Source organism: Enterococcus sp. 12F9_DIV0723, from assembly GCF_002174375.1.
In the GTDB taxonomy this organism is placed as follows: Bacteria; Bacillota; Bacilli; order Lactobacillales; family Enterococcaceae; genus Enterococcus_A; species Enterococcus_A gilvus.
In genome coordinates, this window is sequence record NZ_NIBK01000001.1 from 1,384,333 (window position 1) to 1,386,417 (window position 2,085).

General features: G+C 35.3%; 1 protein-coding gene. It reads left to right on the top strand.

Annotated features, from left to right (window positions below):
- Nucleotides 1–104: 104 nt before the first annotated feature.
- Nucleotides 105–2,085: glycosyl hydrolase (locus tag A5868_RS06685; protein WP_087654095.1), on the top strand; the 1,981-nt coding region annotated here is incomplete at its 3' end.

Sequence of the window (2,085 nt, forward strand, 5' to 3'; positions counted from 1 at the left end):
TGATATAAAAAGAATCGCTTTCTGACATATTTTTACGAGTCAATTTTTAGTACATTATGAATATAGCAAACAAAGAAGATATTTGAAAGCTCAAGGTGAAGAAAATGAATAAAATAGAAAAATTATTGATCGATGAATATGATAATCATATAATGCCTTTTTTATGGATGCATGGAGAAGATGAAGTGACAATCAGAAATTATATCGATAAAATTTCTGAAAGCGGAATTAAGTCAGTATGTATTGAATCCAGACCTCACGAAGAATTCTTGGAAGATAAATGGTGGTTAGACGTAAGTATAATAATTGATGAATGCGAGAAGCTCGGAATGACCATCTGGATTTTAGATGATAAACACTTTCCAACGGGATTTGCAGCAGGAGCTATCACTGAAAAATATCCGGAATTACAAAAATTATTTTTAGGGTTTTATCAATTGGATGTCGTTGGCCCTAAGAGGAATGCAGGGACTCTGGTGCGGTGGACCACTCAAAAAAGACCAGATTTTATGAGTGTGGGAACGGAAAACAATATCGAATCTAACGGGAGTAACAGAAAAGGAAAGATTTTGTCAGTTTCGGCTGCTCCGAGAAAAGGTTATGAAAAAATTGATGAAGACAAACTGATAGACATTACGAATTATTTAAAAGGAGACATGCTCTATTGGGATATCCCGGATGGTGAATGGAGTATCTTTATCTGTTATGAAACAAAGGAAGGTGGAGAATCTGCAACAGAGGGTTATTTGAATCCAATTGTTGCAGAGTCCACGGATGTTTTGATTCAGACAGTCTATGAGACTCATTATGAAAAATTTGGTGATAAGTTTGGAACCACGATTGAGGGCTTCTTTTCTGATGAACCGCGTTTTGGAAATATAAAAGGTTCAGATGCTTCAATAGGACGAAAAGATATGCCACTTCCATGGAAAAGAGGCATGGAGATTGAATTGGCTGAATATACAGGGTTTTCAAAAGAGGAAGTATTATTGAAACTTCCATTATTAATCCGAGGAGACTCAGCGGAAGCGCATCAGTTCAGATTCCTATTCATGGAACTCATCACGGATTTATTCAGGGATAATTTTTCCGACCGAATTGGCAATTGGTGTAATGAACATGGTGTTAAATACATCGGTCATGTAATTGAAGATAATAATGCTCATAGTCGATTAGGCTATGGAGCGGGTCATTTCTTCAAATCGATGTCTGGACAGGATATGTCAGGAATAGATGTTGTTTTACACCAATTGATGCCTGATGAAAAAGAGGGTCACTTTAAATCAATGACTTCAAATGGATGGGATGGTGAGTTTTTTCATTTTGCATTAGCTAAATTAGGAAGTTCATTGAGTTATCTTGATGAGAAAAAAGCGGGCCGAACAATGTGTGAAGTATTTGGTGCATATGGGTGGGCTGAAGGAACAAAATTAATGAAATGGATTGCGGATCACATGATGGTTAGAGGTGTTAATTATTTTGTGCCCCACGCTTTCACGATGAGTAATTTTCCAGATGCTGACTGTCCACCTCATTTTTATGCACAAGGACATAACCCTCAATTTTTCGCTTTTAAGAATTTGATGGACTATATGAATAAAGTTAGTGATTTATTTACAGGAGGACAGCATTGTTCTGATATTGCAGTTTTATATCATGGTGAGGCAGAGTGGTCTGGCAACTATATGCCGATACAAAAGGTTACTAGAGTATTAACAGAGAATCAATATGAATTCGATATCGTTCCTTGTGAAAAAATTGAAGAAAGTACAATAGAGAACTTTTCCTTCAAAATCAATAAAAATAGCTATAAAATTCTAGTTGTTCCTTATGCAGAGAGATTACCTGAAAAAACGCTTGAGAAAATTAATCTATTAAGTACTCAGGGGATTGATATCCTGTTTGTTGATGATTTTCCAACTGGGACGAGTGAAATGACTTTAGATGGTAAAAGCATAGCTCATTTATTGAATACAACTGAATTAATACCATTAACGACATTATTTGAAAAATTGAAAAAGTTCGATCTTGATCGTTTGTATACCGAAAATTTCTATGAAAACTTGAGATATTTCCATTATAAAC